The organism is Micromonospora lacuserhaii, from assembly GCF_036902735.1.
Taxonomy (GTDB): domain Bacteria; phylum Actinomycetota; class Actinomycetes; order Mycobacteriales; family Micromonosporaceae; genus Micromonospora.
In genome coordinates this window covers 25,876-52,439 of the sequence record NZ_JBAKHO010000017.1, presented here as the reverse complement: position 1 = coordinate 52,439, position 26,564 = coordinate 25,876, and the positions used below count along the sequence as shown (strand labels likewise).

Below are 26,564 nucleotides of genomic sequence, written 5' to 3'. Positions count from 1 at the left end.
TGCCGCCGATGATTTTGGCACGCCGGTACGTACCGTCGGTGCCATGGATACCGATGTCATCGTCGTGGGGGCCGGCCTGGCCGGGCTGGTCGCCGCCGCCGAGGCGGCCGACGCGGGCCGCCGGGTGCTGCTGCTGGACCAGGAGCCGGAGCAGAATCTGGGCGGTCAGGCCTTCTGGTCGTTCGGCGGGCTCTTCCTGGTCGACTCACCGGAGCAGCGGCGGATGGGCATCCGCGACTCGGTCGAGCTGGCCTGGCAGGACTGGACGGGCAGCGCCGCCTTCGACCGGCCGGAGGACCACTGGCCGCGCCGCTGGGCCGAGGCGTACGTGCACTTCGCCGCGGGGGAGAAGCGGGCCTGGCTGCGCGGCCTGGGGCACCGGGTCTTCCCGGTGGTCAGCTGGGCCGAGCGCGGCGGCGGGGCGGCCCACGGCCACGGCAACTCGGTCCCCCGGTTCCACATCACCTGGGGCACCGGCCCGGGGCTGGTCGAGCCGTTCGCCCGCCGGGTCCGCGCCGCCGTCGCCGACGGCCGGTTACGACTGCTGTTCCGGCACCGGGTCGACGAGCTGGTCACCGCGGACGGCGTGGTCACCGGCGTGCGCGGCGCGGTTCTCGAACCCGACGACGCGCCGCGCGGGGTGAGCAGCTCGCGAGTGGTCGTCGGCGACTTCGCCTACGGCGCGCAGGCGGTGATCGTCACCTCCGGCGGCATCGGCGGCAACCACGACCTGGTCCGGCGGGCCTGGCCGGCGCGGCTCGGCACGCCGCCGGCGCGGATGGTCGCCGGGGTGCCGGCGCACGTCGACGGTCGGATGCTGGCGATCACCGAGGAGGCCGGCGGTCAGGTGATCAACCCGGACCGGATGTGGCACTACACCGAGGGGCTGCGCAACTGGGACCCGGTCTGGCCCGGCCACGGCATTCGGATTCTGCCCGGCCCGTCGTCGCTCTGGCTCGACGCGACCGGCCGGCGGCTGCCGGCGCCGCTGTTCCCCGGCTTCGACACCCTGGCCACCCTGCGCCACCTGCGCGCCACCGGCCACGACTACAGCTGGTTCCTGCTGACTCAGAAGATCATCGAGAAGGAGTTCGCGCTGTCGGGCTCCGAGCAGAACCCGGACCTGACCAACCGCAGCGTCCGGCAGCTCCTGCACCGGGTACGCCCCGGCGCGCCCGCGCCGGTCGAGGCGTTCAAGCGAAACGGGGCGGACTTCGTCGTCGCCGCCACCCTGCCGGAGCTGGTCGACGGGATGAACACGCTGGCGGCCGGCACCGGCGGCCCGCAGCTCGACGCCGCCGAGGTGCGCCGGGTCGTCGAGGCCCGGGACCGGGAGCTGGCCCACCCGTTCGGCAAGGACGCCCAGCTGCACGCCATCCGCGACGCCCGCCGCTACCGGGGCGACCGGCTCATCCGGGTCGCCCCGCCGCACCGGCTGCTCGACCCGGCCGCCGGCCCGCTGATCGCCGTCCAGCTGCACGTGCTCACCCGCAAGACGCTCGGTGGCCTGCACACCGACCTGGACGCCCGGGTGCTGCGCCCCGACGGCGAACCGCTGGGCGGCCTCTACGCCGCCGGGGAGGTCGCCGGCTTCGGGGGCGGCGGCATGCACGGTTACAACGCCCTGGAGGGCACCTTCCTCGGCGGCTGCCTCTTCTCCGGCCGGACCGCCGGCCGGGCCGCGGCGGCGGCCGTCGCCTGAAGGGGTCCCGCGCGGTCGCTCGCGCGGGGCCCGTCCGGCACCGGGGTCCGCACGGCGAACCGGGGCCGCGGTGCCGGTCAGCGGTGCGGCCCGCGGGTCAGTACCGCAGCCTGCGCAGGTAGCGGTAGCCGACCTCGGCGGTCTGCTGGGGCGTCAGGTCGGGGGTGTCGTTCTCGACGATGTACTCGAGCACCCGGTGCGCCCGGAAGATCCGGGCGAAATCGATCATCCCGGTGCCCAGGTCGGCCATGTCGCCGTCCGCCTCGTGCCGGTCCTTGACGTGGTACTGCAGGACCCGCTGCGGCGCGGACCGGATGACGTCGATCGCGAAGCCCTCCGGGTCGGCGACCCCGTCACCGGAGTTGATGCCGCCGGTGACGGCCCAGTAGAGGTCGATCTCCAGGTGGACGAGCCGGGGATCGAGCTCCGAGGTCAGGACGTCCCACGGGCGCTTGCCGCCGCCGAGGTCGATGGTGAACTCGTGGGCGTGGTTGTGGTAGCCGTAGCGCAGGCCGGCCGCGGCCGCCGCGGCGGCCTCGACGTTCATCTGTTCCGCCCAGCGCTTCCAGTCGTCCTCGCGGTTCGAGTTGAGGTACGGCACCACCATGAACGACTGGCCCAGGGTGACCGCGTTCTCGACCTTCTGCGCCAAGCCGGCGGCGTCTCCGCTGATCCCGTCGTGGCTGGACGTCGGCTTGATGCCGATGCCGTCCAGGAACTGCCGCAGCTGCGCGGCGGTACGCCCGAAGTATCCGAGCGCCAGCTCCACGCGCGGATAGCCGATCTGGGCGAGGTGGGTGAGGGTGGCGTCGTACCCCGGCGCGCCCCAGAGTGCGTCGCGCATCGTCCACAGCTGAATGCTGATCAGGCCCGGGGGCACGTGCCGCTGCCCGGTGGGACGGGCGGTCGCCTGGGCACCGGTCGCGCCGAGGCCCGAGGCGAGCCCGACACCGGCGAGCGTGGCCAGGGAACCGCGCAACACGCTGCGTCGGTCGATGACGGACTGGCGTAGCGCGCCCGCCCCGTCGTATCCGTAACACATGATGACTCCTTCCGTCGATCTACGCGGTGGGCATCAGGACGACCTGGTCCGTACCGGTCGGCGCGGTGGCTCCCTTCCGGACGGTGTCCGGGCGTGGGGGAACCGCCCGTCGCCGGGGACGCGGCGACCGCGGGCCGGCGGTGCGTCGCGGCTGCGCCGGGCGACGGGTGAGGGAGCTGGGTGGTGGAGAGTGGACGGTGCGGTCAGGGCCTGCCGGCCGCCGAGGGCCGGTGTGCCGTGCCGGTGGCTCGACACGTCGGCACGCGGCCGACGCTAACAAGCTTCACGTCGATACGTCCATACCTTTCGCCTGTTCGGACTCGACTTTCTCTCAATGAGACGAAAGTTCGAACCGAGGAAGCCGGACGCGGTGGCGCCCCGTCCCGGGGCCGGGACGGGGCGCCACCGCGGTGGTGACCGGGGTCAGCTGGTCGGGAAGGTGTCCGGGGTGCGGATCCGGTTGCGCAGGAAGTTCCCGGACTCGGTCAGCACGCCGGTGCCGGCGTACGTCCCGCCGTAGCAGGTGCCGGGTCGGAACGCGGCGCTGCTCTCGTTGGCGTCGGAGTACGTCCAGTTGGCGTAGCTGATCTTCAGCCGGTCCAGCAGGTCCAGCCAGGCGGTGCTGCTGGCGCTGTCGAACGCACCGCCGCCGGTGTACGTGACCGTGCCGAACTCGGTGACGAAGAGCGGCAGCCGGGCGGCGGCCCGCTCCACCTCGGCCCGGTACGCGTCCTTGTGCGAGGCCGCGTAGAAGTGGAACGTGTACATGACGTTGCCGGCGTTGACCGGGTTGTTGATCACCTCGGTGGAGTTGCCACCCTCCGACACCCCGAGCGAGGACCAGCCGCGGGTGCCGACGACGACCACCGCGTCCGGGTCGTTGGCGCGGATCACCGGGATGACCTGCTCGGCGTAGTTCTTGATGGTCTGCCAGCTCACGCCGTTCGGCTCGTTGGCGATCTCGTAGATCACGTTGTTCCTGCCGGCGTTTCGGGCCGACACGGCGGCGAAGAAGGTCTTGGCACGCTCCAGGTTGTACGTCGGGTCGCCCGGGGTCAGCGTGTGGAAGTCGATCAGGGCGTACATGCCCCGCTCGCCGGCCTCGTCGACGAGGCTGTTCACCCGGTTGGTGAAGCCCGTGGGGTCGGTCTCGTAGCCCTGCTCCTGCACGTACATCGCGATCCGCAGCAGGTCGGCGCGCCAGTCCGTGGCGAGCGCGTCCAACGACGCGTCGTTGTAGCACTGGGCGAACCACTGCAGGCCGTGGGTGCTCATGCCGCGTAGCTGGATGGGCCTGCCGTACTGGTTGCAGAGGTTGACCCCGCAGACCCGCAACTGCCCGTTGATCGCCACCGGCGTCGTACCGGTCGGCGGCGGGGTGGTGGGCGGCGGCGTGGTGGGCGGTGGAGTGGTCGGGGGAGTGGTGCTCGGGGGTGGCGTCGTCGGCGTCGTGCCGCCGGTGCAGGTCGTCCCGTTGAGGGTGAACGAGGTGGGCGCCGGGTTGGCGGTGGTCCAGGTGCCGGTGAAGCCGATCGTGGTGCTGGCGCCGGTGGCCAGTGAGCCGTTGTAGTCCACGTTGCGCGCGGTGACGTCCTGACCACTCTGCTGGTACGTCGCGGACCAGCCCTGGCCGACCCGCTGGCCGGCGTCGGGGAAGCGGAAGCCGAGGGTCCAGCCGGTGACCGCATCCCCGAGGTTGGTGATGGTGATGTTGGCGGTGAACCCACCCGTCCAGGAACTGGTGGACCATCCGACGGTGCAGCCGGTCGCCGCCGAGGCGTTCGCGAGCGGCAGGAGCGCCGAGGCGCCGAGGGTGAGGGCGGCGGCGGTGACCGCGAGCAGGTGCCGCCGCGCCGGGCGGGGGATCTTCGTCATGGGACCGTCTCATTCTCCGCGGGTGGCTGGGGGTGGTCGCACCCGCGTCGCTGGATCACGTGGGGTGGTGCCCATCCCTCGCCACTGATCCGTACGGCGCCCGCGGGCGGTCGCGACCTCGCCGTCGACGTCCGGTCGAGATTCGGGAGCGCTCCCACAGAGGCTAGAGCGTGGTTAACCTCTTCGCAACACGTCGATGCCTGGATGGCCCCGGGGGAAGTTGGCGACGCTCAGGCGTGGCCGCCGTCGGCGGGGCCGTCGGGGGCGCGCAGGCCGCCGACGAAGAGGGCCACCAACTGCCGGCCGACCTCCTCGAAGGTCAGCGGCCCGTCCGGGTGGAACCAGGTGTGGGTGTTGCCCAGGGCGCTGAGGAAGGCATGGGTGATCACCGTGGCGGAGACGTCGGCGCGGACCGCGCCGGTGGCCTGCCCCTCGCGTACCAGGTCACGAAACAGGTCGTGGTAGCGGCGCCGTTCCCGGCGGGTCGCCTCGGCCTGCTCGTCGTCGAGCAGGTGCGCCGACCGCGCCCATACGGTCAGCTCGGCGAGGTGCGCCGCGGTGTGCGTCACCACGTCGAGGGCCGCGTCGCGCAGCCGCTCCTCGACCGGCCCGGGACCGTCGGCGATCGCCCGCAGCCGGGCGGTCTGCTCGGCGAGCAGCTCCCGGTAGATGCTGGTGAGCAGCTCCGACTTCGACCCGAACCAGTGGTACAGGGCGCCCTTGGTGACCTCCGCCGCCGCGACGATCTCCTGCACGCTGGTCGCCTCGTAGCCGCGGCGGGCGAACAGCTCGGTCGCGGCGGCGACGATGCTCTGCCGGGCGGAGCCGCGCGGCGCCCGTCGCCGGCCGGTGGCCGCCACGGTCACCGCGACTCCAGCTGTCGGCGGATCTCGCGGCGGGCCACGTCGCGGACGTGCACCTCGTCCGGGCCGTCGGCGATGCGCAGGGTACGGGCGCCGGCGTACATCGAGGCCAGGGGAACGTCGTCGGAGACGCCGGCTCCACCGTGCACCTGGATGGCCCGGTCGAGGACCTCCAGCGCCACCCGGGGCGCGATCACCTTGATCGCGGCGATCTCGGTCCGGGCGGCCTTGGCGCCGTACCGGTCGATCATCCAGGCCGCCTTGAGGGTGAGCAACCGGGCCTGCTCGATGGCCATCCGCGACTCGGCGATCTGCTGCTGCACCACGCCCTGCCGGGCCAGTTCCTGACCGAAGGCGACCCGGGTGGTGGCGCGGTGCACCATCAGGCTCAGCGCCCGCTCGGCCAGCCCGATGGCGCGCATGCAGTGGTGGATGCGGCCGGGGCCGAGCCGGGCCTGGGCGAGGGCGAACCCGCCGCCCTCCTCGCCGAGCAGGTGCGACGCCGGCACCCGGACGTCGGTGAACACGACCTCACCGTGGCCGTGCTGGTCGTGGTAGCCGAAGACGGGCAGCGAGCGCACCACCTCGACGCCGGGGGTGTCCACCGGCACCAGGATCATCGACTGCTGCCGGTGGGTGTCGGCCGTGGGATCGGTCTTGCCCATCACGATCATGATCCGGCAGCGCGGGTCGGCGATGCCGGTGGTCCACCACTTGCGGCCGTTGATGACGTACGAGTCGCCGTCGCGTTCGATCCGGGTGGAGATGTTGGTGGCGTCGCTGGAGGCGACGTCCGGCTCGGTCATCGCGAACGCCGAGCGGATCTCCCCGTCGAGCAGCGGGCGCAGCCAGCGCTCCTGGTGCTCCGGGGTGCCGAACATGTGCAGGATCTCCATGTTGCCGGTGTCCGGTGCCGCGCAGTTGATCGCCTCGGGGGCGAGCTCGATGGACCGGCCGGTCAGCTCGGCCAGCGGGGCGTACTCCAGGTTGGACAGCCCGGAGATCGCGGGCAGGAAGAGGTTCCACAGCCCCCGGCGGCGGGCCTCGGCCTTGAGTTCCTCGACCACGGCGGGGAGCTGGTGGCGGTGGCCGGCGGCGGTGAGCTCGGCGCGCTGGGCGGCGTAGACCGGCTCGGCCGGGTAGACGTGCTCGTCCATGAACTCCTGGAGCCGCTTCAGGTGCTCGGTGGCCTTGGCGGTCGGTTCGAAGTCCATGGCTGCCTCCCCATTGACGGGCCGGTCGGCGGCTCGCTACCGTCGCCGGACGCCGAACATACCGGCTGGTCGGTACGGCGTCCAGGTGTGCGGTAGGACGGACGTGAGGAGTCCCAGGGTGAGCGTGATGGACCGGTTCCGCCTCGACGGGAAGGTCGCCGTGGTCACCGGCGCCTCGTCCGGCCTGGGGGTGTCCTTCGCCCGCGCCCTCGCCGAGGCCGGCGCCGACGTGGTGCTCGGCGCCCGCCGCGCCGACCGGCTGTCGGAGACCGGCGCGCTGGTCGAGGCCGCCGGCCGCCGGTACGCCGCCCGCGCCACCGACGTCAGCCGCCCCGAGGACTGCGACGCCCTGATCGCCACCGCGATCGAGACGTTCGGCCGGGTCGACGTGCTGGTCAACAACGCCGGCGTCGGGACCGCGGTGCCCGCCACCCGGGAGACGCCGGAGCAGTTCCGCTCGGTGGTCGACGTCAACCTGATGGGCTGCTACTGGATGGCCCAGGCCTTCGCCCGGGCGGCGAAGCACGGCGGCGCGATCGTCAACATCTCCAGCGTCATCGGGCTCCGCCCCGGCGGCATCCCGCAGGCCGCGTACGCCGCCAGCAAGGCCGGCCTGATCGGCCTGACCCGCGACCTGGCCGCCCAGTGGACCGGCCGCAAGGGCATCCGGGTCAACTGCCTCGCCCCCGGCTTCTTCGCCTCGGAGATGAGCGACCAGCTCGAGCAGAGCACCTTCGAGATGGTCAAGGCGCTGGCCCCGGCCGGGCGGCTCGGCGAGCACGAGGAGCTCGCCGCCACCCTGGTCTGGCTGGCCAGCGACGCCTCGTCGTACGTCACCGGGGTCACCGTGCCGGTCGACGGCGGTCTCGTGATGCCTTGACGCCAGGTGGACCCGGGGGTAGAGAGGCTGTCACGTCGATCTATGCGTCGCTTCGTCGGCGCGGGAGTCGCCACACAGGAGGAGCAGGATGAGCTTCAACCTCGCCACCATCCTCCGGGAGCCCCGCCGGGCCCACCCGGACAAGCCGCTGTGCCACCTCGGTGACCTGACGTTCAGCTACGCCCAGGTCGACGAGATCTCCGGCCGGGTGGCCGCCGCCCTGCTCGCCGCGGGTCTGCGCCCCGGCGACAAGGTGGCGGTGCAGCTGCCCAACGTGCCGCAGTTCCTCTTCAGCTACTTCGCGATCCTCAAGGCGGGCCTGGTGATGGTCCCGCTCAACCCGCTGCTGCGCGCCGGTGAGATCGCCTACCACCTGGCCGACTCCGACACCCGGGTCCTGGTCACCTTCGAGCTCTTCGCCGACGAGGCCGTCAAGGGGGCCGCCGAGGTCGACGGCGTCACCACGTACGTGGTGAACCTGCCCGGCAGCGACCAGCGGCCGGACGGCACCCGGCACTTCGACGAGCTGTACGCGGCCGCCGACACCGGTGAGATCGCCCCGACCAACGCCGACGACACCGCGGTGCTGCTCTACACCAGCGGCACGACCGGCCGGCCCAAGGGCGCCGAGCTGACCCACTTCCAGCTCTACATGAACTGCACCGTCGGGGGCGAGCTGTTCGGCTTCCGCGACGACGACATCGGCCTGGCCGTGCTGCCGCTGTTCCACGTCTTCGGCCTCTCCAGCGTGCTCAACGTCGCCGTCCGCTACGGCGGCACCGTGGTGCTCGTGCCGCGCTTCGAGGTGGGGCCGGTTCTCGACGCCGTCGAGCGGCACCGCTGCACCATCTTCTCCGGCGTGCCCACCATGTACTTCGCGCTCAACCAGGCCGACCTCACCGGCCGGAACCTCTCCTCGCTGCGGGTCGGCGTCTCCGGCGGTGCGGCCATCCCCGGCGAGGTCATCCGGGCCTTCGAGGAGAAGTTCCCCGGCGTGGTCGTGCTGGAGGGGTACGGCCTCTCCGAGACGGCCAGCACCACCACGTTCAACATCAGCGCCGCGCAGCGCAAGGTGCTCTCCATCGGCAAGCCGATCTGGGGCGTGGAGACCCGGATCGTCGACGACCTCGACCGGCCCCTGCCGCCCGGGCCCGAGCACGTCGGCGAGATCGTGGTGCGCGGCCACAACGTGATGAAGGGCTACTACAAGAACCCGGAGGCCACCGCCGAGGCGTTCCGCGGCGGCTGGTTCCACACCGGCGACCTGGCGTACGCCGACGAGGACGGCTACCTGTTCATCGTGGACCGGAAGAAGGACATGATCATCCGGGGCGGCTTCAACGTCTACCCCCGGGAGGTCGAGGAGGTGCTCTACGCCCACCCGGCGGTGGTCGAGGCCGCGGTGATCGGCCGGCCCGACGAGAAGCTGGGCGAGGAGGTCGTGGCGGTGCTCAGCGTCCGGCCGGGCGCGGAGGTCACCCCGGAGGAGATCATCGGGTACTGCCGGGAGCGGCTGGCCGCGTACAAGTATCCGCGGCAGGTGCGGATCGTCGAGGAGTTGCCCAAGGGGCCGACCGGAAAGCTGCTCAAGCGGGAGCTGAAGGGGGAGCTGAGCTGATGGGCCAGGTGGCCACCGTGCGCGGGCCGGTCGACAGCGCCGAGCTGGGCCGCACCTACCTGCACGAGCACATTTTCACCCTCACCGCGGACGTGCAGCAGAACTACCCGCAGGAGTGGGGGAGCGAGGAGGACCGGGTCGCGGACGCGGTGCGGAAGCTGCGCGCGCTCGCCGCCCAGGGCGTCCGGACCATCGTGGACCCGACGGTGGTCGGCCTGGGTCGCTACATCCCGCGGATCCAGCGGATCGCCGACCAGGTCCCCGAGCTGAACATCGTCGTCGCCACCGGCGTCTACACGTACGACAGCGTGCCCTTCTACTTCCACCACCGCGGCCCGGCCCTCAACGCGGCGCTCGGCGTGGAGCTGCCCGACCCGATGGTGGACATGTTCGTCGCCGACATCACCGAGGGCATCGCCGGCACCGGCGTGCGCGCCGGCATGCTCAAGTGCGCGATCGACGAGCCGGGCCTGACGCCGGGGGTCGAGCGGGTGATGCGGGCCGTCGCCCGGGCCCACCACCGCACCGGTACGCCGATCACCGTGCACACCCATCCCGGGTCGCGCACCGGGCTGGCGGTCAAGCGGGTGCTCTGCGACTCCGAGGGTGTCGACCCGGGCCGGGTGGTGCTGGGCCACAGTGGCGACACCACCGACTGCGACCACCTCGCCGAACTGGCCGACGCGGGGTTCGTCCTCGGCATGGACCGCTTCGGGATCAACCTGGCCACCACGTTCGAGGCGCGCGCCGACACCCTCGTCGAGATGTGCCGGCGCGGCTACGCCGGCAGCATGGTGCTGTCCCAGGACGCCTCCTGCCATCTCGACTGGATCGACCCGGCGGTGCTGCCCTTCCTGCCCCAGTGGCACTACCTGCACATCGGCGCCGAGGTGCTGCCGTACGTCCGTGAACGCGGCGTCACCGACGCGCAGATCGAGACGATGCTGGTGGAGGTGCCGCGGCGGATCCTGGCGCCCGGTCAGCGCGGCGCGGAGCCGGCGACCCCACAGCCGCGCGGCGCGAATCATGCACAGCGAGTGCAAGAGCCATCGCGCGCCGAGTCGCCGCCAGGCTCCTGACCAGGAGTACGTTGCGACGCGGTAACGATGATATTGACGAACGACGTTCGAAAAGTACACTGCCGGTGTCATAACCAGTCCCATGCTTCGCCCGAGTCGCTCTGCGCATCCCCCGCCGCCGCGTCCTTGCCGAGGTGAAGATGAGCCCACCGCCCTCCGAAGCCCGTACCGACGGCATCGACCTGGCCCTGCACCACGTCGGCGTGCGGTTCGGCGGGCTGGTCGCCCTCGACGACGTCTCGCTGCGGGTGCCACCCGGCCGCATCGTCGGGGTGATCGGCCCCAACGGCGCCGGCAAGACCACCCTGTTCAATGTGGTCTGCGGCTTCGTCCCGCCGACCAGCGGCTCGCTCACCCTGGACGGCCAGCCGTTCCGGCCGCGCCCGCACCGGCTCACCGGGCTGGGCATCGCCCGCACCCTCCAAGGCGTCGGCCTCTTCCCCGGCCTCACCGTCGTCGAGAACGTTGTCGCCGGCGCCAGCCACGCCGCCCGGGCCGGCTTCGCCACCGCCCTGTTCGGACTGCCCCGCAGCGACCGGGACGAACGGCGGCTCCGGGACGAGGCCCTCGACCTGCTGGCCGAGCTGGGCGTCGCGCAGCACGCCGCGGCGAGCCCGGCCACCCTGCCGTATGCGGTGCGCAAGCGGGTCGCCCTCGCGCGCGCCCTGATCGCCCGGCCCCGGCTGCTCCTGCTCGACGAACCGGCCGGTGGCCTCGGCGCCGAGGACATCACCGAGCTGGCCGACCTCGTCACGGCGCTGCCCGCCCGGGCCGGCGGCGCCTGCTCGATCATGCTCGTCGAGCACCACATGGACCTGGTGATGTCCGTCTGCCACGAGATCGTGGTGCTGGACTTCGGCCGGGTCATCGCCGCCGGCAGCCCCGAGCAGGTGCGCGACGACCCGCTGGTGGCCGAGGCGTACCTCGGCGCCGAGGTGCCGGCCGAGGCCGGCGGAGCGGGAGCCGGGTCGTGAGCGCCCTGCTGGAGGTCGACCAGCTCAGCTCCGGCTACGGCCCGGTGCCCGTGCTGCACGAGGTCACCCTCGAGGTGCCCGCCGGCACCGTCACCGCCGTGCTCGGGGCCAACGGCGCCGGCAAGACCACCCTGCTGCGCACGCTGTCCGGCCTGCTCCGACCGACCGCCGGCCGGATCCGCTTCGACGGCGCCGACCTGCGGGGCGTCCGCGTCGAACACCTCGTGCGGCGCGGTCTGGCGCACGTGCCGGAAGGCCGCGGCGTCGTCGCCGAACTGACCGTCGAGGAGAACCTGCGCCTCGGCGGGCTGTGGCGCCGGGACCGGGCCGACGCCCGGCGGGCCCAGGACGAGGTGTACCAGCTCTTCGAGCCGCTGGCCCGGCGCCGACGACACGCCGGGCACCAGCTCTCCGGCGGGGAACGGCAGATGCTCGCCCTGGGCCGGGCGCTGATCGCCCGCCCCCGGCTGCTCCTGCTCGACGAACCGTCCCTCGGGCTCGCTCCCCGGGTGACCGCCCAGATCATGGCGCTGCTGCGTCAGCTCTGCACCGACAGCGGGCTGACCGTCCTGCTGGTCGAGCAGAACGTGCGCAGCGCCCTGCGGATCGCCGACCAGGGCGTGGTCATGTCCCTGGGCCGGATCGTCATGGCCACCCCGGCGGAGCGGCTGCGCGACGACGAGCAGCTCCGCCACGCGTACCTGGGGTTCTGACCCGCCGGAGTAGGAAGGATCCACGTTGGACCGGTTCTTGTTCCTCACCTTCGACGGACTGTCCACCGGCGCCGTCTACGCGGCGTTCGCCCTCGCCCTCGTGCTCATCTGGCGGGCGGCCCGTCTGGTCAACTTCGCGCAGGGCGCGATGGCGGTGGCGACGGCCTACGTCGGCTACGCCGTCGTGACCGCCACCGGCTCGTACTGGCTCGGCCTCGGCGCGGCCGTCCTCGCCGGGCTCGCGCTGGGCGCGCTGGTCGAACGGGTGCTGATGCGCTTCGTCGGCCACGCCAACCCGCTCAACGACGTCATCGTCGCCCTCGGCCTGGTGCTGCTGATCCAGGCGGTGCTCGGCATCGTCTTCGGCAACGAGTACCGGCCGGCGGCCGCACCCTTCGACACCGATGCGCTCTCCGTCGGCGGGGTCGCCGCGATGTCCCCGTACGACCTGTGGGTCCTCGGCGCGGCCATCGTGGTCGTGGTCCTGCTCGCGCTGCTGTTCACCCGGACGCCGATCGGGCTGCGGATGCGGGCCTCCGCCTTCGCGCCGGAGGTCTCCCGGCTGCTCGGCGTCAACGTGTCCCGGATGCTCACCGTCGGCTGGGCGCTGGCCGGCGCGGTCGGCGCCCTCGCGGGAATGCTGGTCGTCCCCACCGGGCTGGGACTGCACCCGCACGCGATGGACCTGGTCTTCGTCGTGGCGTTCACCGCCGCCGTGGTCGGCGGCCTGGACAGCCCGGCCGGCGCGGTGGTCGGTGGCCTGCTCGTCGGGCTGATCCTGTCGTACGTCACCGGCTACCTCGGCCCCGACACCACGCCACTGGCGATCCTCGTCCTGCTGCTGGCGGTCCTGCTGGTCCGGCCCGGAGGGCTCTTCTCCGGCGTGAGAGCGAGGCACGTGTGACCACCACCCGCCCCGATGCGCCCACCGTCCCGCCGCGGCCGGCCCGGTCCCCGCTGCGCCGGCTGCTGCCCGGCCCGCCGCACGCCGCCGGCCAGGGGTCGACCCTGCTGCGTCACCTGGTCGTGGCGGTGCTCGCCGGCACCGCGGTCGTGCTGGTCACCAACCAGCTGCCGCCGTACCAGAACCTCCAGGTGGCGCGGGTCTGCGCGTTCCTCTGCGTGACCGCCGGCTACACCGTCCTGGTCGGACTCAACGGCCAGCTCTCCCTCGGGCACGGGGCGCTGATGGCCACCGGCGCGTACACGGTCGCCCTGGTGCAGCAGGGCTTCGAGGAGCGGAGCGTGCAGGGCCGGTGGATCCTGCCGCTGTCCCTGCTGCTCGCCGCCGTGGTGACCGCGGCGGCGGGACTGGTCATCGGGCTGGCCGCCGCCCGGCTGCGTGGACCGTACCTGGCCGGTGTCACCCTCGCCGTCGCCACGCTGGTCCCGGCGATCACCACGATCTTCACCGACGTGTTCAACGGGGAACAGGGCCTGCGCTTCCCGGCCGAGACGCCGCCGGCGTTCCTCGGCGCGTACTTCCAGCCGGAGCGCTGGCTCGCCTGGATCGCGCTGCTCGCCGCGCTGGTGACGATGGTGCTGATGGCGAACCTGGTGCGCAGCCGGTTCGGCCGGTCGCTGCGCGCCGTCCGCGACGACGAGGTGGCCGCCCGGCTCGCCGGCCTGCACGTGGCCCGCAACCAGGTGCTCGCCTTCGTGGTCAGCGCCGCCTGCGCCGGCCTGGGCGGGGGCGTGTACGCCGTGCTCACCGGCACCGTCGCGCCGGGCAAGTTCTCCCTCGACCTGTCCCTGTTCCTGCTGATGGCGATCGTCATCGGCGGCCTGGGCAGCCTCGCCGGGGCGGTCTGGGGAGCCGTCCTGCTGGTCGCGCTGCAGGACCTGCCGAGCCTCGTCACCGACACCTTCACCCTGCCGTCGGGCCTGGCCCAGCGGCTGGAGGGCAACCTCGCCCTCGCCGTGTTCGGTCTGATCCTCATCGTCGTCATGCTCGTGGCCCCGGGGGGCCTGCAGGGCGCCGCCCGCACGCTCACCGCACGCCTCGCGCCGGGTCGCCGGTCCCCGCGCCGCTGACCCACCCGGTTCCGCCCACCCGTTCGCACCCGTCGTACCGGAATGGAGAACCATGCATCCCACCGCACGCCGCGCTCTCGCGGCCGCCACCGCCCTCGCCCTGCTGGTCGGCGCGTCGGCCTGCGCCGACGACGAGCAGCAGGCGGCCGAGAACGTCCCGGGGGTCACCGACACCGAGTTGCTCGTCGGCACCCACCAGCCGCTCACCGGCCCCGCCGCCCCCGGCTACTCCCGGATCTCCGCCGCCACCAAGGCGTACTTCGAGCACGTGAACAGCAAGGGCGGGGTGAACGGCCGGAAGATCGTCTACAAGGTGATGGACGACGGCTACAACCCCGCGAACACCGACAACGTGGTCCGCAAGCTCGTCCTGCAGGACAAGGTCTTCGCGCTGCTCGGCGGGCTCGGCACGCCCACCCACACCAACGTGCTGGAGTTCGTCAAGGCGCAGAAGGTGCCCGACCTGTTCGTCTCCTCCGGCAGCCGCAACTGGAACCAGCCCGACAAGTACCCGACCACCTTCGGTTGGCAGCCCGACTACACGGTCGAGGGCAAGATCCTCGCCACCTTCGTCAAGCAGCAGTTCCCCGGCGCGAAGGTGTGCCACTTCGGGCAGAACGACGACTTCGGCCGCGACTCCCTCGCCGGCGTCGAGAAGGTCCTCGGGCCGGTGGCGGCCAAGCAGACCTACACCACCACCAACCAGCAGGTCGGCCCGGCGATCGGGGCCCTGAAGGCGGCCGGCTGCCAGGTGGTGATCTCCGCCAGCATCCCCGGCTTCACCGCGCTGGCCATGGGCCAGGCCGCCGGCCAGGGGTTCAAGGCGCAGTGGGTGGTGTCCAACGTGGGCGCCGACTACACCACGTTGTCCAAGCAGCTCGGGGACAAGAAGGTGATCCTGGAGGGCATGATCGCCGACAACTACCTGCCGATGGCGAACGACGCGGGCAACCCGTGGATCCAGGAGTTCACCAAGATCCACCAGCAGTACAACGCGGCCAACCCGATCGACGGCAACGCCGTGTACGGCTACTCGATGGCGTACACCTTCGTGCAGGCGTTGCAGGCGGCCGGCAAGGACCTCACCCGGGAGAAACTGGTCGAGGCGGTGCGCAAGGGCGGCTTCTCCGGGCCCGGCCTGACCCCCTTCCGGTACGCCGACGACGTGCACGCCGGCTACAGCGGCGTCCGGATGAACAAGGTCACCAACGGCGTACAGAGCTACTTCGGTCCGACCTGGACCACCGACGACGGTGACGGTGCGGTGAAGGAGTTCACCGAGGCCCCGAGCACGCCGCCGGCGGACGCGATCCCGACGACGTGACCTCGCGGCACGGGCAGCGGGCCGCCGCAGCGATGGGGCGGCCCGCGGGCCCGGACGTACCGACGGGCGCGGGTCGCCCACCGGCGGGCGTCGATACACTTCCGACGCGGTTTCTCCGCAACGGCCGGCCGTACCGACGGGGGACTTCACATGATCGACGTGGACGCCGAGGTGCCGGCGCGGGTGGACGGGCGCGCGGCGCGGGCCGAGCGGACCCGCAGCGCCATCGTTGACGCGCACCTGGCGCTGATCGACGAGGGGAACCTCAAGCCCACCGGGGAGGCCATCGCCGCCCGGGCCGGGGTGTCGCTGCGCACGCTGTGGACCAACTTCAAGGACATGGAGACCCTGTTCGCCGCCACCGGGCGGCGGGTCAGCGAGCGGCAGGAGGCGCTGTTCCGCCCGATCCCGCCGGACCTGCCGCTGACCCTGCGGATCGGCGAGTTCTGCGCCCAGCGCGCCCGGATGCTGGAGGCGCTGGCGCCCACCGCCCGCGCGTCCGCCCTGCGCGAGCCCTTCTCACCCCAGTTGCGGCGCAACCGCGAGGGCAACATCGCCCGGGTACGCGCCGAGATCGAGAAGGTGTTCGGCCCGGAGCTGGCGCACGCGGGACCGGAGCGGGACCGGCTGCTGGACGCCCTGACCGTGGCGAGCACCTCGTCGGCGTGGTTGATGATGCGCGACGCGATGGGGCTCGACGTGCCGGGCGCCCGGGCCACCGTGGCGCGGATCCTCGGCGCTCTGCTCGTCGACGCCATCGCCGCCGGCCTGCGCTGACCGGCGGGCCGGCTCACCCCACCCCGGGCACCGCCGCCTGCTCCCGCAGCGGCAGCAGCACCCGGAAGGTGGTGGCGCCGGGCACCGACTCCACCCGGATGTCGCCGTGGTGCTTGTGGACCACGATCCGGTACGAGATGTCCAGCCCGAGGCCGGTGCCCGCGCCGACCGGCTTGGTGGTGAAGAACGGTTCGAAGATGCGGGGGCGCACGTCGGCCGGGATACCCGGGCCGGTGTCGTGGACCTCCACCGCGAGCTGCTCGCCGGCCACCCCGGTGCGCACCGTCACCGTGCCCGCCTCGCCCACCGCGGCGAGGGCGTTGTCGATCAGGTTGGTCCAGACCTGGTTCAGCTCGGCGGCGTACGCCGGGACGGGCGGCACGCTCCGGTCGTACTCCCGGACCAGCCGCACCCCGGCGGGGATCTTCGCCCTGAACATCACCAGCGTCGCGTCGAGCAGCTCGTGCACGTCGACCACCTGGTGCGGCGCCCGGTCCAGCTGGGAGTACTGCTTGGCCGCGCCGACCAGCCCGGAGATCCGGGTGACCGCCTCGTCGATCTCCCGCATCAGCAGCTCGGTCTCGACGGTGTAGCTGAGCCAGCGCACCGCCGACGCCAGGTCGGCCGGGCCGACCGCCTCGCCGACCCGGGTCAGCCAGGCCACGTCGAGGCCCCCGCCGACCAGCGTGGGGGCCAGCTCCCAGCCACCCTCGACCCCCCGGTCGTCGAGCCAGTCGGCCAGCTCGTCCTCGGCGTCCGAGGCGGCCATCGCGGAGAGCTCCGGCGCCGTCGCGACCCGGGCGACCGCCTCCTCCTGCAACTCGACCAGCCGGTGCAGGGCCCGCCCGTCCAACCGCCCGTCGGCGATCATCGCCAGCTTGTGCCGCATCCCGGCGACCCGGTCCCGCAGCACCGAGGTGGCCCGCACCGCGGCGGCCGCCGGGTTGTTCAGCTCGTGGGTCAGGCCCGCCGACAGCGAGCCCAGCGCCAGCAGCCGTTCCCGCTCGCCGACGATGGTCTGGCTGTCGCGCATGCCGAAGAAGAGCCCCTCCAGCAGGTGCATGGCCATCGGGAACCAGGACCGCACCGCGTCGGCGAAGGTCTCCGCCGGCAGCACGAAGAAGTCGGCCTCGTCGATCGCGCGCAGGGTGTTGCGGTAGACCTGCTCGACCTGCTCGCCCAGGTACGCCTGGGTGGCGCCGCCGTACACGCCGCGCTGGTCGGTGCGGTTGACCTCGACGTCGTCGCCGCGTACCCGCCGGCTCATCGCCACCGTGCCGCGCAGCAGGACGACGAAGCAGGTCGCCTCCTCACCCTCGGCGTAGACCACGGTGCCGGCGGCGCGCCGCTCGACCCGCCCGTGCTCGGCGAGCCAGTCCAGCTGCCCGTCGTCGAGCGCCGAGAAGAGGAACAGGGTGCGTAGCCCGGCGGGGGTCAGACGGTCCGTACTCACTGTGCCTCCAGGTAGCGGTGCACCAGCGAGACGGCCATCGCCCCCTCGCCGACGGCGGAGGCGACCCGCTTGACCGACTCGGCCCGTACGTCGCCGGCGGCGAACACCCCGGGCAGGCTGGTCTCCAGGTGGTACGGGTCGCGGGGGAGCGTCCAGGCCGGCGGCCGCCGGCCCTCGCTGACCAGGTCCGGCCCGGTCACCACGAAGCCCCGCCGGTCGCGGACCAGCACCCCGTCCAGCCAGTCGGTGCGCGGTTCGGCGCCGATGAAGATGAACAGCCAGGACGCGTCCACGGTGCGGGCCTGCCCGGTGCGGGTGTCGCAGAGGGTGAGCCGTTCGAGGTGCTCCCCGCCCGACCCGCCCGCGACGACGGTGTGCGGGTGCACCTCGATCCGGTCGTTCTGCTCCAACTGCTCGATCAGGTAGTGCGACATGGAGGCGGTCAGATCGGCGCCCCGGATCAGCACGTGCACCCGGGTGGCGTACCGGGCGAAGTGCATCGCCGCCTGGCCGGCGGAGTTGGCTCCGCCGACGACGTAGACCTCCTGGTCGACGCAGCTGGGCGCCTCGGTGGCGGTGGAACCGTAGAAGACGCCCCGCCCGGTCAGCTCGGCCAGGCCCGGCGCGTCCAGCAGCCGGTAGGAGACCCCGGTGGCCAGCACCACGGTGTGCGCGGCGATCTCGCCGCCGTCGGCGAACCGCAGCAGCCGCGTCGACCCGGTGTCGGTCAGGCCGACCACCTCGCGGGTGCTGATCAGCTCGGCGCCGAACTTCACCGCCTGCCGGCGCGCCCGGTCGGTCAGCTGCGCGCCGGAGACCCCGTCCGGGAAGCCGAGGTAGTTCTCGATCCGGCTGCTCTGCCCCGCCTGGCCGCCGGTCGCCCGCCGCTCCACCAGCACGGTCCGCAGCCCCTCGGACGCGCCGTAGACGGCGGCGCCCAGCCCGGCCGGCCCGCCCCCGACCACCACCAGGTCGTAGAAGTCGGCGGCCGGGGCCACCGTCAGCCCGACCAGGGCGGCCAGTTCCGCCTCGGTGGGGCTGATCAGCGCCTTGCCGTCCGCGGTGACCACCAGCGGCACGTCCGCCTCGCTCGCCCCGGCGGCGGCGAGCAGCCGTCCACCCTCCGGCTCGTCGGCCAGCAGCCAGCGGTACGGCACCAGGTTGCGGGCCAGAAAGTCGCGGACCTTGAAGGAGGGTGCCGACCAGCGGTGGCCCACCACCCGGACCTCGTCGGTGCCCGCGTCGGGGCTGGCAGCCCAGGCGTCGAGCAGCCCGTCGAGCACCGGGTAGAGCTTCTCCTCCGGCGGGTGCCACGGTTTGAGCAGGTAGTGGTCGAGGTCGACCAGGTTGATCGCGTCGATCGCCGCGTCGGTGTCCGCGTACGCGGTGAGCAGCACCCGGCGGGCGGCGGGGAAGAGGTCCATCGCCGCCTCGAGGAACTCGATGCCGGTCATCCCGGGCATCCGGTGGTCGGCCACGAGCACCGCCACCTGCTCGCCGCGCAGCTTGATCTCCCGCAGCGCGTCCAGCGCCGCCGCGCCGGAGTCCGCCCGGACCACGCGGTAGCGGTCGCCGTAGCGGCGGCGCACGTCGCGGGCCACCGCGCGGGAGACCACGGGGTCGTCGTCGATGGTCATGATGACCGGATGTGCCATGGCGCCCATCGAACCACTGTCGGGCGCTGCTGCCCACCGCGTCGGATCCCGCTCTCGCCCGCCGGGCCTTGCGTCGTCCGTCGTCGTGACCCCCGCCACCACACCACCGCGACGCGTTGGCGCCCGGCGATGCCGGGTCTACCGTCGTGTCGGCGGGTGCCGGGGCCGGAAACGGACGGCACACCCCTACCCGATGCCTTGCCGAAGGATGGTCAGCTTGCGCGCCACCGTGATCCACGGACCGAACGACATCCGCGTCGAGGAGGTCCCGGACGCCGTCGTCCGACAGTCCACCGACGCCGTGGTGCGGGTGCTCACCGCCTGCATCTGCGGCAGCGACCTGTGGGCGTACCGGGGGGTGGCGGCCCGGCAGCCGGGCCAGCGGATCGGGCACGAGTTCCTCGGCGTGGTCGAGTCCGCGGGCGCCGACGTGACGTCGGTGCGCGTCGGCGATCTGGTGGTGGCGCCGTTCGTCTGGTCCGACGGGGTCTGCGACTTCTGCCGCGAGGGGCTGCACACCTCCTGCCCGCACGGCGGGTTCTGGGGCTCCGAGGGCTCCGACGGCGGGCAGGGCGAGGCGGTGCGCGTCCCGTTCGCCGACGGCACGCTGGTGAAGCTCCCGGCCGAGGCCGCCGGGGACGAGCGGCTGCTCACCGCGATGCTCGCGCTCTCCGACGTGATGTCGACCGGGCACCACGCCGCGCTGGCCGCCCGGGTCCGCCCCGGCGCGACCGTCGCGGTGGTCGGTGACGGTGCGGTCGGGCTCTGCGGCGTGCTGGCGGCCCGCCGGCTGGGCGCCGAGCAGATCATCGCGCTGGGCCGGCACACCGCCCGCACCGACATCGCCCGCTCCTTCGGCGCCACCGACGTGGTCGCCGTGCGGGGCGAGGCGGCGATCGAGGCGGTGAAGGAGCTGACCAAGGGGCAGGGCGCGCACGCGGTGCTGGAGGCGGTGGGCACCGAGGAGTCGATGCGTACGGCGATCTCGATCACCCGCGACGGTGGCGCGGTCGGCTACGTTGGGGTGCCGCACGGCGGCAGCGCCGGCGTGGACATCGGTCAGATGTTCGGCCGCAACGTGGCCCTCGGTGGTGGCGTCGCCCCGGCCCGGGCGTACATCCCGGAGCTGCTCGTGGACGTGCTGAACGGCACCATCGACCCGTCGCCGGTCTTCGATCGCACCGTCGGCCTCGACGGGGTGCCCGAGGGCTACCGGGCGATGGACGAGCGGACCGCGCTGAAGGTCCGCATCGCCTTCTGACCGTGACGTCGCCCGGTGGGCGACGTCCGTGGACACGGCGGTTGAGCGCGCTCCTCGTTCAGCGGGCGCCGACGATGCGCAGCGCCATCTCGGCGTACTGGCCCGCGATGTATTCCGGGCTCCAGCCGCCGTCGTCGCGGTACCACCGGCCGAGGTCGACGCCGAGGGACAGCAGGGCCGCTCCCGCCATCCGCGGGTCTGGGGCGTCGAAGACCCCGGCGGCGACGCCTGCCTCCACGAGCTGGCGGAACGCCTGCTCGATGCGGTGGCGCAGGGCGCGGATCTCGGCGTGATGCTCGGGGCTGAGCGCGGCCAGCTCGTAGTTCACCACGCGGGTACGGGTGTGGTCGCGGGCGTGCGAGACGACGAAGGCGTGGACCACCCGCCGCAGCGCCGTGGCCGGGTCGTCGGACGACGCGATCGCGTCCTGCACCAGCCGCAGCACGTGGTCGTGTCCCGACCGTGAGATCAGGTAGAGCAGCTCCTCCTTGGATCTGTGGTGCACGTAGAGCGCGGCCGGGCTGAGCCCCGCCGCGGCGGCGATGTCGCGCGTCGTCGTGCCGTGGAAGCCGCGCTCGGCGAACGCGCTGACGGCCGCCTCGAGCAGCCGGGCGCGGGTCGCGTCGGCGCGGGAGTGCTCGGCGGTGTCGGTCAACGCGCCTCCGTCCTGTCCTGCCTGGTCGGGCATTGATACCACGGCGCCGGGCGCAGGCCGGCGGGCCGGACCTGTTGACGGCGGCCACTGTGGCGTCGCACACTTCACCGAGCCTAACGTAAGCAAGCGCTTAGTAACCCCGAAGGGGAGGCCCGTGTCCGAAGCCGCAGCGATCTCCACGAGATTCACCGGACGAACGGCGATCGTCACCGGTGCCAGCCGGGGCATCGGCCTGGCCATCGCCGAGCGGCTGGTCGCCGAAGGCGCCAAGGTCGTCGTCACCGCCCGCAGGCAGGAGGCGCTCGACCAGGCCGTCGCCCTGCTGGGCCCGGAGCACGCGCTCGGCATCGCCGGCCACGCCGACGATGCCGACCACCAGGCCGAGGTCGTCGCCCGCGCGGTCGACACCTTCGGCAGCGTCGACCTGCTGGTCAACAACACCGGCATCAACCCCACGTACGGCCCGATGGTCGAGCTGGACCTGGCCGTGGCCCGCAAGATCTTCGAGGTGAACTGCCTCGCCGCCCTGTCCTGGGTGCAGCAGGCCCATCGGCGCTGGATGAAGGAGCACGGCGGGGCCGTCGTCAACGTCTCCTCGGTGGCCGGCGTCCGGCCCGCGCCCGGCATCGGCTTCTACGGGGCCAGCAAGGCGATGCTCACCCACCTCACCCAGCAGCTCGCCGTGGAGCTCGGCCCGGACATCCGGGTGAACGCGGTCGCCCCGGCCGTGGTGAAGACCAGGTTCGCCACCGCCCTGTACGAGGGCCGTGAGGAGCAGGTGGCCGCGGCGTACCCGCTCAAACGGCTCGGCGTCCCCGATGACGTCGGCAGCGTCGTCGCGTTCCTGCTCTCCGAGGACGCCGCCTGGATGACCGGTCAACTGCTGGTGGTCGACGGCGGCGTCACCCTGACCGGAGGTGCCTGATGCCGGTACGGGACAAGGGCGTCGTCGTTACCGGCGCCGGCCACGGCATCGGCCGTGCGCTGGCCACCCGACTCGCCGCCGAGGGCGCGCGGGTCGTCGTCAACGACCTCGACGCCGAGGCGGCCAACCGGGTCGCCGAGGAGATCGGTGGCCACCCCGCTCCCGGCGACGCCGCCACCGAACAGGGCGTCGCGGCGCTGGTCGAGACGGCCCGAGGCCACCTGGGCGGCATCGACGTGTGGATCGGCAACGCCGGAATCGACCGTGGCGACGGGTTGCGGGCCACCGAGGAGGACTGGGCCGCCAGCCACGAGGTCAACGTCATGGCCCACGTGCGGGCCGCGCAACTGCTGCTGCCCGGCTGGGTCGATCGGGGCTCCGGTCGGTTCGTGGTGACCGCGTCGGCGGCCGGGCTGCTCACGATGCTCGGGAGTCCGACGTACTCGGTCAGCAAGCACGCCTGCGTGGCGTTCGCCGAGTGGCTGTCGGCGACCTACCGGCACCGCGGCGTCGTGGTGCAGGCGATCTGCCCGCAGGGTGTGCGGACCCGGATGCTCGACAAGGCCGGGCCGCTGCAGGAACTGCTCAGCCACGACGCGGCGCTCACTCCCGAGGACGTCGCCGAGGCGATGTGGCAGGCCCTGCACGACGACCGGTTCCTCGTCCTGCCGCATCCCCAGGTGGCCAGCTACTACGCACACCGCGCCGCCGACACCGACCGCTGGCTCGACGGCATGAACAAGCTCCAGCGGCGACTCGAGGACCAGGGGGCATCCCGATGAGAGCATGGCGGGTCGGCGAGCTCGGCGAGCCCCGCGACGTGCTGCGGCTCGTCGACGTGGCCGACCCGGAGCCGGGTCCGGGGCAGCTCGTGGTGCGGGTACTGGCCTGTCCGGCCAACTTCCCGGACGTCCTGATGTGCCGTGGCGCTTACCAGGTCAGGCCGGAGCTCCCGTTCACCCCGGGCGTCGAGCTGTGTGGCGAGGTCGTCGCGCTCGGCGAGGGTGTCGACGGGTTCACCGTCGGCGACCGGGTGCTCGGCGGCCCGGTGCTCCCGTTCGGCGGGTTCGGTGAGTTCGCGCTGCTGGACGCGGCGACCACGTTCCCCGCGCCCGCGGAGCTCGACGACGCCGAGGCGGCCTCGCTCTACATCGGATACCAGACCGGCTGGTTCGGCCTGCACCGGCGGGCCGGGCTGCGCGCGGGCGAGACGCTGCTGGTGCACGCCGCGGCCGGCGGCGTCGGCAGCGCCGCCGTCCAGCTGGGCAAGGCGGCCGGCGCCCGGGTGATCGGCGTCGTCGGCGGTCCGGAGAAGGCCGCGGTGGCCCGGGCGCTCGGCGCCGACGTGGTGGTGGACCGTCGGGACGAGGACTTCGTCGAGGTGGTCAGGGCCGAGACCGGTGGTCGGGGCGCCGACGTCGTCTACGACCCGGTGGGCGGCGAGACCTACCAGCGGTCGACCAAGTGCGTCGCCTTCGAGGGTCGGATCCTGGTGGTCGGCTTCGCCGGCGGTCAGATCCAGTCCGCCGCGCTCAACCACGCCCTGGTGAAGAACTACTCGATCGTCGGCCTGCACTGGGGCCTGTACCACCGCCACGACCCGGCGGCCGTCGTCGAATGCCACCGTGCCCTCACCGCGCTGGCCGCCCGAGGCGCCGTCCGGCCCCTGGTCAGCCAACGCCTCGCGCTCGACGAGGTGGCCGACGGGGTGCAGGAGCTCGCCGACGGCGTCACCGTCGGCCGGGTGGTGTACGTCGCCGGCGGGCCGACGGCCCGACCGATGAAGGAGAGATGATGAAGGTCTTCCAGGGCATCGCAGAGCTGGAGCGGGCCGTCGGCACCCACCTCGGCTACTCCGACTGGCACACCGTCACCCAGCAGCAGATCGACGCCTTCGCCGAGGCGACGGGTGACCGCCAGTGGATCCACGTGGACCCCGCGAAGGCGGCGCACGGCCCGTTCGGCGGCACCATCGCGCACGGCTACCTCACCCTGTCGCTGGTGCCGATGCTGGTCTGGCAGGTGTACAAGATCGAGGGGCTGACCATGGGCGTGAACTACGGCGCCAACAAGCTCCGCTTCCCCTCGCCGGTCCCCGTCGACTCCGAGGTGCGTGCCGGGGTGGAGCTGCTGTCGCTGGTGCCCGGCGGCGGTGGCTACCAGCTGACGGCGAAGGTGACCGTCGAGCGGGCCGGCGCCGAGAAGCCGGCCTGCGTGGTCGAGACCGTCAGCATCCTGGTGCCGTGACCGCCTCCGCACCACCGGACCCACCCGGTGTCGACCTGGCCCGGCTCGCGGACTGGTTGGCCGCCTCGGTCCCCGGGGCGGCCGGGGAGCTGACCGCCCGGCTGATCGCCGGTGGGAAGTCCAACCTCACCTACGAGATCGGCGACGGGCGGCAGACCTGGATCCTGCGGCGGCCACCACTGGGGCATGTGCTGGCCACCGCGCACGACATGACCCGGGAGTATCGCGTCATGTCGGCGCTGCGGACGACCGACGTGCCGGTGCCGACGACCTACGCGCTCTGTACCGACGTCGGCGTGCTGGGCGCCCCGTTCTACCTGATGGAGCGGGTCGGCGGTACGGCGTACCGGCAGGCGGCCGAACTCGAGCGGCTCGGTCCGGAACGTACCCGGGTCATCTCGACCCGGCTGGTCGACACCCTGGCCGCCCTGCACGCGGTCGACCCGGCGGCCGTGGGGCTGGCCGACTTCGGCCGGCCCGACGGCTTCCTGGCCCGGCAGGTGAGTCGCTGGAGGAAACAGCTCGACGCGTCGTACTGTCGGGACCTGCCGGCCGCCGAGGAGCTGCACGCCCGCCTGGCGTCCGGCGTGCCGACCGGCTCGGCGCCGGGCATCGTGCACGGCGACTACCGCCTCGACAACGTCCTCACCGACGACCGCGACCACCTCGCGGCCGTCATCGACTGGGAGATGGCCACCCTCGGCGACCCGCTGACCGACCTGGCGCTGCTGGTGCTCTACCAGCGTCTCGGGCGGCTCGTCGAGGGGGCGGTCGCCGACGCCTCCTCCGCGCCCGGCTTCCTCACCGAGGACGAGATCCTCGCCCGGTACGCCGCCAGCAGCACCCGTCCCCTCCCGCCACTCGGCTTCCACCTCGGGCTGGCGGCCTTCAAGCTGGCCGCGATCCTCGAGGGCATCCACTACCGCCACCTGCGCGGCCAGACCGTCGGCTCCGGCTTCGAGCGCGTGGGCGAGGTGACCGAGCTGTTGCTCGACGCGGGCCTGACCTACCTCAAGGAGCACTGATGGACTTCGCCCTGGACCCGAGGACCGAGGGGCTGTGCGACAACCTCCTGGACTTCATGGACAGCCACGTCTACCCGGCCGAGCACGCCTTCCACGAGCAGCTCGGGCAGCTCGGCAACCGCTGGGCCTGGGACGCGGTGCCGGTGCTCGCGGAGCTGCGCGCCGCGGCGCGGAAGCGCGGGCTGTGGAACCTCTTCCTGCCGGGTGAGCAGGGGGCCGGTCTGACCAACCTGCAGTACGCCCCGCTGGCGGAGATCACCGGACGTAGCCACCTGGCGCCCGCCGCCCTGAACTGCGCTGCCCCGGACACCGGCAACATGGAGGTGCTGGCGATGTTCGGAACCGAGCAGCAACGCAAGCAGTGGTTGGAGCCGCTGCTGGAGGGCCGGATCCGGTCGTCGTTCGCCATGACCGAGCCGGACGTGGCGTCCTCGGACGCCACGAACATCGCCACCCGGATCGAGCGGGACGGCGACCAGTACGTGATCAACGGCCGCAAGTGGTGGATCACCGGCGCGATGAACCCGAACGCCCGGATCCTCATCGTCATGGGCAGGACGGACCCGGACGCCGAGCGGCATCGTCAGCAGTCCATGGTGCTGGTCCCGCGGGACACCCCGGGCCTGGTGATCAAGCGGGGCCTGGAGGTGCTGGGGTACGACGACCACGACCACGGCGGGCACGCCGAGCTGGAGTTCCATGACGTACGGGTGCCGGTCGAGAACCTGATCGGGGCCGAGGGCGACGGCTTCGCGATCGCGCAGGCCCGGCTCGGTCCCGGCCGCATCCACCACTGCATGCGCTCCATCGGCGTCGCCGAGCAGGCCGTCGAGCTGATGTGCGCCCGCGCCGAGCAGCGGATCGCGTTCGGCAGGCCGCTGGCCGAGCAGGGGGTGATCCGGGACTGGATCGCCGAGTCCCGGGTGCGGATCGAGCAGCTGCGCCTGCTGGTGCTCAAGGCGGCCTGGTTGATGGACACGGTCGGCAACAAGGGCGCGCACACCGAGATCCAGGCCATCAAGATCGCCACCCCCGCGACCGTCCAGTGGATCCTGGACAAGGCGATCCAGGTGCACGGCGCCGCCGGCCTCTCCCAGGACTTCCCGCTCGCGGCCGCGTACGCCCACATCCGGACGCTGCGCTTCGCCGACGGACCCGACGAGGTGCACAAGAACGCCCTGGCCCGGCACGAACTCCGTCGCCAGGCCGCCGCGAGGCGGCACAGCCGGGGGTGACCACATCGCGTGA

At 72.8% G+C, this 26,564-nt stretch carries 24 protein-coding genes; 17 read left to right on the top strand and 7 right to left on the bottom strand.

The genetic code is table 11. From position 1 onward, the window contains the following. The first annotated feature begins 43 nt into the window (after window positions 1-43). Window positions 44-1,702 carry an FAD-binding dehydrogenase gene (locus V6U81_RS14140; protein WP_334489188.1) on the top strand — a complete coding sequence of 553 codons (1,659 nt, stop codon included), beginning with the start codon at window positions 44-46 and terminating at the stop codon, window positions 1,700-1,702. 97 nt (window positions 1,703-1,799) lie between these two features. On the opposite strand, the gene V6U81_RS14135 is transcribed toward V6U81_RS14140, so the two are convergent. The 4 genes from V6U81_RS14135 to V6U81_RS14120 all read right to left on the bottom strand — a co-directional run bounded on the left by V6U81_RS14135 (window position 1,800) and on the right by V6U81_RS14120 (window position 6,696). Further along, the gene (locus V6U81_RS14135) at window positions 1,800-2,744 is read right to left on the bottom strand and encodes a sugar phosphate isomerase/epimerase family protein (protein WP_334489186.1); all 945 of its coding nucleotides are present in this window, start codon (window positions 2,742-2,744) and stop codon (window positions 1,800-1,802) included. Window positions 2,745-3,167: 423 nt separating this feature from the next. After that, window positions 3,168-4,619, bottom strand: coding sequence for a cellulase family glycosylhydrolase (locus V6U81_RS14130; protein WP_334489183.1), 1,452 nt, complete (start codon window positions 4,617-4,619; stop codon window positions 3,168-3,170). A 230-nt stretch (window positions 4,620-4,849) separates the two neighbouring features. Continuing rightward, window positions 4,850-5,485: a TetR/AcrR family transcriptional regulator gene (locus tag V6U81_RS14125; protein WP_334489180.1), complete on the bottom strand. Its 636-nt coding sequence runs from the start codon at window positions 5,483-5,485 to the stop codon at window positions 4,850-4,852. Next, window positions 5,482-6,696 (bottom strand): acyl-CoA dehydrogenase family protein, encoded by a 1,215-nt coding sequence (locus tag V6U81_RS14120; RefSeq protein WP_334489178.1) that lies wholly within the window; start codon window positions 6,694-6,696, stop codon window positions 5,482-5,484. The genes V6U81_RS14125 and V6U81_RS14120 overlap by 4 nt, the downstream gene beginning before the upstream one ends. A 127-nt stretch (window positions 6,697-6,823) precedes the next feature. On the opposite strand from V6U81_RS14120, the gene V6U81_RS14115 reads away from it, so the two are divergent. The 9 genes from V6U81_RS14115 (at window position 6,824) to V6U81_RS14075 (ending at window position 16,095) form a co-directional block, all read left to right on the top strand. Beyond that, a complete protein-coding gene (locus V6U81_RS14115; protein WP_334489365.1) occupies window positions 6,824-7,576 on the top strand; it encodes an SDR family NAD(P)-dependent oxidoreductase in 753 nt (250 codons plus the stop codon). A gap of 88 nt (window positions 7,577-7,664) precedes the next feature. After that, a complete protein-coding gene (locus V6U81_RS14110; protein ID WP_334489175.1) occupies window positions 7,665-9,194 on the top strand; it encodes a long-chain-fatty-acid--CoA ligase in 1,530 nt (509 codons plus the stop codon). Then, window positions 9,194-10,273 (top strand): phosphotriesterase family protein, encoded by a 1,080-nt coding sequence (locus tag V6U81_RS14105; protein WP_334489173.1) that lies wholly within the window; start codon window positions 9,194-9,196, stop codon window positions 10,271-10,273. Before V6U81_RS14110 ends, V6U81_RS14105 begins: the two co-directional genes overlap by 1 nt. Before the next feature lie 140 nt (window positions 10,274-10,413). Further along, window positions 10,414-11,247 (top strand): ABC transporter ATP-binding protein, encoded by an 834-nt coding sequence (locus V6U81_RS14100; protein WP_334489170.1) that lies wholly within the window; start codon window positions 10,414-10,416, stop codon window positions 11,245-11,247. Then, window positions 11,244-11,960 (top strand): ABC transporter ATP-binding protein, encoded by a 717-nt coding sequence (locus V6U81_RS14095; RefSeq protein WP_334489168.1) that lies wholly within the window; start codon window positions 11,244-11,246, stop codon window positions 11,958-11,960. Before V6U81_RS14100 ends, V6U81_RS14095 begins: the two co-directional genes overlap by 4 nt. Window positions 11,961-11,985: 25 nt before the next feature. Then, window positions 11,986-12,864: a branched-chain amino acid ABC transporter permease gene (locus V6U81_RS14090; protein WP_334489166.1), complete on the top strand. Its 879-nt coding sequence runs from the start codon at window positions 11,986-11,988 to the stop codon at window positions 12,862-12,864. Continuing rightward, window positions 12,861-13,994 carry a branched-chain amino acid ABC transporter permease gene (locus V6U81_RS14085; RefSeq protein ID WP_334489163.1) on the top strand — a complete coding sequence of 378 codons (1,134 nt, stop codon included), beginning with the start codon at window positions 12,861-12,863 and terminating at the stop codon, window positions 13,992-13,994. Before V6U81_RS14090 ends, V6U81_RS14085 begins: the two co-directional genes overlap by 4 nt. A 52-nt stretch (window positions 13,995-14,046) precedes the next feature. Beyond that, window positions 14,047-15,318 carry an ABC transporter substrate-binding protein gene (locus V6U81_RS14080; protein WP_334489160.1) on the top strand — a complete coding sequence of 424 codons (1,272 nt, stop codon included), beginning with the start codon at window positions 14,047-14,049 and terminating at the stop codon, window positions 15,316-15,318. 150 nt (window positions 15,319-15,468) lie between these two features. Then, window positions 15,469-16,095: a TetR/AcrR family transcriptional regulator gene (locus V6U81_RS14075; protein ID WP_334489157.1), complete on the top strand. Its 627-nt coding sequence runs from the start codon at window positions 15,469-15,471 to the stop codon at window positions 16,093-16,095. Between the two features lie 13 nt (window positions 16,096-16,108). Here V6U81_RS14075 and V6U81_RS14070 read toward each other — a convergent pair whose 3' ends face one another. Together V6U81_RS14070 and V6U81_RS14065 are read right to left on the bottom strand one after the other, a co-directional pair. Continuing rightward, entirely contained in the window at window positions 16,109-17,548 is a 1,440-nt protein-coding gene (locus tag V6U81_RS14070) for an ATP-binding protein (protein WP_334489154.1), read from the bottom strand. Then, window positions 17,545-19,203, bottom strand: a complete 1,659-nt coding sequence (locus V6U81_RS14065; protein ID WP_334489151.1) for an NAD(P)/FAD-dependent oxidoreductase — start codon at window positions 19,201-19,203, stop codon at window positions 17,545-17,547. The genes V6U81_RS14070 and V6U81_RS14065 overlap by 4 nt, the downstream gene beginning before the upstream one ends. A gap of 217 nt (window positions 19,204-19,420) precedes the next feature. Between V6U81_RS14065 and V6U81_RS14060 the strand changes: the two genes are divergently transcribed. After that, on the top strand, window positions 19,421-20,464 hold the full coding sequence (locus tag V6U81_RS14060; RefSeq protein ID WP_334489147.1) for a zinc-dependent alcohol dehydrogenase family protein: 1,044 nt from the start codon (window positions 19,421-19,423) through the stop codon (window positions 20,462-20,464). A 58-nt stretch (window positions 20,465-20,522) separates the two neighbouring features. On the opposite strand, the gene V6U81_RS14055 is transcribed toward V6U81_RS14060, so the two are convergent. After that, complete coding sequence (locus V6U81_RS14055; protein ID WP_334489145.1) at window positions 20,523-21,119, bottom strand: TetR-type transcription factor C-terminal domain-containing protein; 597 nt, start codon at window positions 21,117-21,119, stop codon at window positions 20,523-20,525. A 154-nt stretch (window positions 21,120-21,273) separates the two neighbouring features. On the opposite strand from V6U81_RS14055, the gene V6U81_RS14050 reads away from it, so the two are divergent. The 6 genes from V6U81_RS14050 to V6U81_RS14025 are packed head-to-tail and all read left to right on the top strand — an operon-like array spanning window position 21,274 to window position 26,551. After that, window positions 21,274-22,044 carry an SDR family oxidoreductase gene (locus tag V6U81_RS14050; RefSeq protein WP_334489142.1) on the top strand — a complete coding sequence of 257 codons (771 nt, stop codon included), beginning with the start codon at window positions 21,274-21,276 and terminating at the stop codon, window positions 22,042-22,044. Then, a complete protein-coding gene (locus V6U81_RS14045; protein WP_334489139.1) occupies window positions 22,044-22,826 on the top strand; it encodes an SDR family oxidoreductase in 783 nt (260 codons plus the stop codon). Before V6U81_RS14050 ends, V6U81_RS14045 begins: the two co-directional genes overlap by 1 nt. After that, window positions 22,823-23,839: an NADPH:quinone oxidoreductase family protein gene (locus V6U81_RS14040; protein WP_334489136.1), complete on the top strand. Its 1,017-nt coding sequence runs from the start codon at window positions 22,823-22,825 to the stop codon at window positions 23,837-23,839. Before V6U81_RS14045 ends, V6U81_RS14040 begins: the two co-directional genes overlap by 4 nt. Further along, complete coding sequence (locus V6U81_RS14035) at window positions 23,839-24,291, top strand: MaoC family dehydratase (RefSeq protein WP_334489132.1); 453 nt, start codon at window positions 23,839-23,841, stop codon at window positions 24,289-24,291. The genes V6U81_RS14040 and V6U81_RS14035 overlap by 1 nt, the downstream gene beginning before the upstream one ends. Then, on the top strand, window positions 24,288-25,316 hold the full coding sequence (locus V6U81_RS14030; protein WP_334489130.1) for a phosphotransferase family protein: 1,029 nt from the start codon (window positions 24,288-24,290) through the stop codon (window positions 25,314-25,316). Before V6U81_RS14035 ends, V6U81_RS14030 begins: the two co-directional genes overlap by 4 nt. After that, window positions 25,316-26,551: an acyl-CoA dehydrogenase family protein gene (locus V6U81_RS14025; RefSeq protein WP_334489129.1), complete on the top strand. Its 1,236-nt coding sequence runs from the start codon at window positions 25,316-25,318 to the stop codon at window positions 26,549-26,551. Before V6U81_RS14030 ends, V6U81_RS14025 begins: the two co-directional genes overlap by 1 nt. Window positions 26,552-26,564: the final 13 nt, after the last annotated feature.